The sequence below is a fragment of the Variovorax sp. E3 genome (genome assembly GCF_016082275.1).
Classification (GTDB): Bacteria; Pseudomonadota; Gammaproteobacteria; order Burkholderiales; family Burkholderiaceae_C; genus Variovorax.
The window spans coordinates 1-4,399 of record NZ_MOWM01000280.1 but is presented as its reverse complement, the minus strand read 5'-3'; the positions used below and the strand labels follow the sequence as shown (position 1 = coordinate 4,399).

General features: G+C 67.6%; 3 protein-coding genes and 2 pseudogenes. 2 read left to right on the top strand and 3 right to left on the bottom strand.

The annotated features are described in order from the left end of the window. The 3 genes and pseudogenes from BMG07_RS39870 to BMG07_RS39860 all read right to left on the bottom strand — a co-directional run. Positions 1–463, bottom strand: a pseudogene (locus tag BMG07_RS39870) (electron transfer flavoprotein subunit beta/FixA family protein); the annotation flags it as partial. Between the two features lie 136 nt (positions 464–599). Beyond that, positions 600–1,880 (bottom strand): mechanosensitive ion channel family protein, encoded by a 1,281-nt coding sequence (locus BMG07_RS39865; RefSeq protein WP_198089093.1) that lies wholly within the window; start codon positions 1,878–1,880, stop codon positions 600–602. 42 nt (positions 1,881–1,922) lie between these two features. Next, positions 1,923–2,876: a histone deacetylase family protein gene (locus BMG07_RS39860; protein WP_198089092.1), complete on the bottom strand. Its 954-nt coding sequence runs from the start codon at positions 2,874–2,876 to the stop codon at positions 1,923–1,925. Positions 2,877–2,949: 73 nt separating this feature from the next. On the opposite strand from BMG07_RS39860, the gene BMG07_RS39855 reads away from it, so the two are divergent. Both BMG07_RS39855 and BMG07_RS39850 read left to right on the top strand, forming a co-directional pair. Then, the gene (locus BMG07_RS39855; RefSeq protein ID WP_198089091.1) at positions 2,950–3,870 is read left to right on the top strand and encodes a MoxR family ATPase; all 921 of its coding nucleotides are present in this window, start codon (positions 2,950–2,952) and stop codon (positions 3,868–3,870) included. After that, positions 3,867–4,399 (top strand): annotated as a pseudogene (locus BMG07_RS39850) (DUF58 domain-containing protein); the annotation flags it as partial. The gene BMG07_RS39855 and the pseudogene BMG07_RS39850, both read left to right, overlap by 4 nt.

Below are 4,399 nucleotides of genomic sequence, written 5' to 3'. Positions count from 1 at the left end.
CCGTTGCCTTGTCGCCTGCCACTTCGACCTTGGAGGCGAAGGTGGCTTGCGGCAGGTCGGCCAGTGCAGCCAGCATCTGGCCGGTCTGGTTGGCGTCGTCGTCGATGGCTTGCTTGCCCAGGATGATCAGTTGCGGTTGTTCCTTGTCGACCAGTGCCTTCAGCAGCTTGGCGACAGCCAAGGGCTGCAGCTCTTCGGTGGTCTCGACCAGGATGCCGCGGTCGGCGCCGATGGCCATGGCCGTGCGCAGGGTTTCCTGGCACTTCGCATCACCGCACGACACGGCGATGACTTCGGTCACAACGCCCTTCTCCTTCAGGCGAACCGCTTCTTCGACCGCGATCTCGTCGAAGGGGTTCATGCTCATCTTGACGTTGGCAATGTCCACCCCGGTGCCGTCGCTCTTCACGCGCACCTTGACGTTGTAATCGACGACCCGTTTGACAGGCACAAGAACCTTCATTGACTTGACTCCATTGGATTGCAAAAAGGGGGCTTCGAGGGCAACCGGTCATTCTAGGACGCGACCTTTGCCGCCTCTCCATTCTTCTTGTCGGCGCTGCGGGCCAATAAAAAAGAACGATCGTGCTTTTCCTCAATTATAAAACAGCGTCGGGGGTCGGAGCGACACCCGGCGGTAAAGACTCCACACGCACAACGCGCTGCGGATAGGGAATGTCAATCCCCGCGCCGCGCAGGCCGTCGAGGATGGCGATGTTGATGGCCGAGCGCAGGTTGTCCTTGCCCTTGTCGGGGTCGGTCACCCAGAAGTTGAGCGTGAACTCCAGCCCGTCGGGCGCGAAGTTCATCAGGAACGCCACCGGCGCCGGGTCGGTCATCACGCGCGGCTGGGCCTTGGCGGCCTCGCACAGAATGGTCTGCACCTGCGCCACGTTGCTCTCGTAGCCCACCACGATGGTGGTCGTGATGTTGAACTTGCGGTCGGCCAGCGACAGGTTCTCGACCCGGCTGGTGATGAGCGACTCGTTCGGCACGATGGCTTCGCGCCCGTTGCCCGCGCGAATCAGGGTGTAGCGCGTCTTGATGTCGGTGATGCGGCCCTCGAAGGTGTCGACCTTCACGTTGTCGCCGATGCGAATCGAGCGCTCCAGCAAGATCACGAAGCCGCTCACGTAGTTGGCCGCCAGCTTCTGCAGGCCGAAGCCCAGGCCCACGCCCAGCGCGCCGCCCAGCACCGACAGCGCCGTGAGGTCCACCCCCACCGCCGACAGCGCGAACAGCAGGCCGACCAGCAACAGAATGGCGCGCACCGCGTTCGACGCCACCTTGCGCATCGACAGGTCGGTCACGGCCTCGCGCAGGATGCGCTTCTCGATGGTGCTGGAGATCCACAGCGCAATCACCAGCACCAGCCCGGCCGACAGCACGCCCTGGATGATGGTCTGCAGGCTCACGCGCGTCTTGCCGAAGGCCAGCGTGATGTCGTCCAGCTCGGCCAGCACCGGCGGCAGCAGCCCGACGATCCACAGCACCGCCGCAATCCACGCCAGCCATGACACCGTGCGCTCCAGCAGCCGCACGAGGTTGGAGGTCGGGAACACCGCGCGCAGCACCCGCGCGAACAGCCGGATCACCGCCAGCGACAGGAACATCGACACCGCGATCCGCAGCACCAGCACGGTCTGGAAGTCGATCACCGCGCGCCGTGCCAGGTCGGTGAGCACCAGCGCCAGCAGCGGGAACAGCACGCCGTCGAAGGTGCGCTCGCCGAACCAGATCGAGTCCTTGGGCTGGTCGCGCCCGAACCATTTGCACACGCCCCAGGCCAGGGCCACGCAGGCCACCAGCACGGCGAGTTCGATGGCGATGCCGCGTGCGTCGACCTGGCTCAGGCGTTGGGTGAAGTCGTTGAAATTCATCAGGTCAGAAAAAGCATGGGCGCGCGGGCCGCGCCGGCTGCGTTACAGGTCGGCCAGCACGCGGACGTGGGCTTCCACGCTGCGGGCCAGCGCGTCGAGGTTGTAGCCGCCTTCGAGCATCGACACGATACGGCCCTTGGCATGGCGCCTTGCAACATCGTGCACGCGGCCGGTGATCCAGGCAAAGTCGTTCTCGTTCAGGCCGAGCTGGCCCAGGTCGTCTTCGCGGTGGGCGTCGAACCCGGCGCTGATGAACACCATCTGCGGCTTGAACTCTTCCAGGCGCGGCATCCACACGGCCTCGATCATCTCGCGCACGTCCATGCCCTTGGTGTAGGCCGGGATCGGCATGTTCAGCATGTTGGGCGCCGGGTGGTCGGTGCCGCTGTACGGGTAGAACGGGTGCTGGAAGAAGCCGACCATCAGCACACGGGGGTCGTTCGAGAGGATGTTCTCGGTGCCGTTGCCGTGGTGCACGTCGAAGTCGACGATGGCCACGCGCTCCAGGCCGTGCACGTCGATGGCGTGCCGCGCGGCAATGGCGATGTTGTTGAAGAAGCAAAAGCCCATCGCCTGCTCCCGGCAGGCGTGGTGGCCGGGCGGGCGCACCGAGCAGAAGGCGTTTTCCAGCTCGCCGGCCAGCACCGCGTCGGTCGCCGCAATGGCGGCGCCGGCGGCGCGGCGCGCGGCCAGCAGGGTGAAGCGGGTGAGCACGGTGTCGGGGTCGACCTGCGCATGGTCGGGGCCGCCGGCGGGCTCGTCGGCCACCAGGCGCTGGTGCAGTTCCTCGAGGTGCTCGACGTGCGCGGTGCTGTGCGCCCGGGTGATCTGCTGCAAGGTGGCCAGCGGCACGTCGCGGTGTTCGAGCGCGTCGCCCACGCCGGTGAGCAGCAGGCGGTCTTCGATGGCATCCAGGCGGCCGGGGCATTCGGGATGCCCGCCGCCCATGTCGTGCTTCCAGAAGTCGCGATGTGTGAAGTAGCCTGTCTTGCCCATGTCTCTCGCGTGTAGACCTCACGCGGCATGGGGCCGCAAGGTCTTACGGTATCGTTTGCATATGGATACAAATATGGACGTTGCTGCAAAGCTAGCCACTTTGTTAAGTCAGCTTAACACGGTGATCGTGGGCAAAGAGGCCCAGGTGCGCGACTGCGTGGCCTGCCTGCTGGCGGGCGGGCACCTGCTGATCGAAGACGTGCCGGGCGTCGGCAAGACCACCCTCGCCCACGCGCTGTCGCACACTTTCGGGCTGCAGTTCTCGCGGGTGCAGTTCACCGCCGACCTGATGCCGGGCGACCTGTCGGGCGTGGCCATCTACGACCGGGGGCAGCAGGCCTTCGTGTTCCACCCCGGGCCGATCTTCGCGCAGGTGCTGCTGGCCGACGAAATCAACCGCGCCAGTCCCAAGACCCAGAGCGCGCTGCTCGAGGCGATGGAAGAAAAGCAGGTCACGGTCGAGGGCGAGACCCGCCCGCTGCCCACGCCCTTCTTCGTGATCGCCACGCAGAACCCGCAGGACCAGCTCGGCACCTTCGCGCTGCCCGAGTCGCAGCTCGACCGGTTCCTGATGCGCATCTCGCTGGGCTACCCCGACCGCGCGGCCGAACGGCTGCTGCTCGCGGGCGCCGACCGCCGCGAGATGCTGGCCACCCTGCCCGCCCTGCTCACCGCCGGCGAGCTGACCGCGCTGCAGCAGCGCGTGCAGCAGGTGCACGCGGCCGATGCGCTGCTCAACTACGTGCAGGACCTGATCGCCGCCACCCGCTCGGGCCGCTGGTTTTTGCAGGGCCTGTCGCCGCGCGCGGGCATTGCCGTGCTGCGTGCGGCCAAGGCGCAGGCGCTGCTGGCCAACCGCAACTACGTCGCGCCCGACGACGTGCAGGCCGTGCTGCCGCAGACCATCGCGCACCGCCTCACGCCCGTGGGCGACGCGGGCCGGGGCGCGGTCGAGCAGGTGCGCGCCATGATCGCTGCCGTGCCCCTGCCGTGAGCCCTGCCGGCGCCCTCCGCTCGCGCATCGACGGCTGGTTCCTGTCGCGCCGGCCGCCGTCGGACACGCTGGAGCTCACGCAGCGCAACGTCTACATCGTGCCCACGCGGGCCGGCTGGACGCTGGCGGCCACGCTGCTGGTGCTGCTGGTGGCGTCGATCAACTACCAGCTCAACCTCGGCTACCTGCTGACCTTCCTGCTCGCGGGCAGCGTGGCCGTGGGCATGCACGTGTGCCACGCCACGCTGCGCGGGCTGTCGATGCACATGGTGGCGCCCGACGCGCACTACGCGGGCGCCGCCGCCGTCTTCAAGGTGGTGCTGCACAACACGCGGCGCAGCGTGCGCTACGGCATCGGCATGGCCGTGCGCGGCAGCGGCCAGTGGGCCTGGACCGACGTGCCGGCCGAGGGCACGGCCACCGTCGAGATCGCCTTCCAGCCCGAGCGGCGCGGCCTGCACCCGGTGCCGCCGCTCACCGCCGAGACGCGCTTTCCGCTCGGCACCTTCCGCGTCTGGACGGTGTGGCG

Excerpts from the sequence above, each read along its gene's own strand:
- BMG07_RS39865 (WP_198089093.1), bottom strand. The coding sequence starts at position 1,880 with ATGAATTTCAACGACTTCACCCAACGCCTGAGCCAGGTCGACGCACGC.
- BMG07_RS39860 (WP_198089092.1), bottom strand. The coding sequence starts at position 2,876 with ATGGGCAAGACAGGCTACTTCACACATCGCGACTTCTGGAAGCACGAC.
- BMG07_RS39855 (WP_198089091.1), top strand. The coding sequence starts at position 2,950 with ATGGACGTTGCTGCAAAGCTAGCCACTTTGTTAAGTCAGCTTAACACG.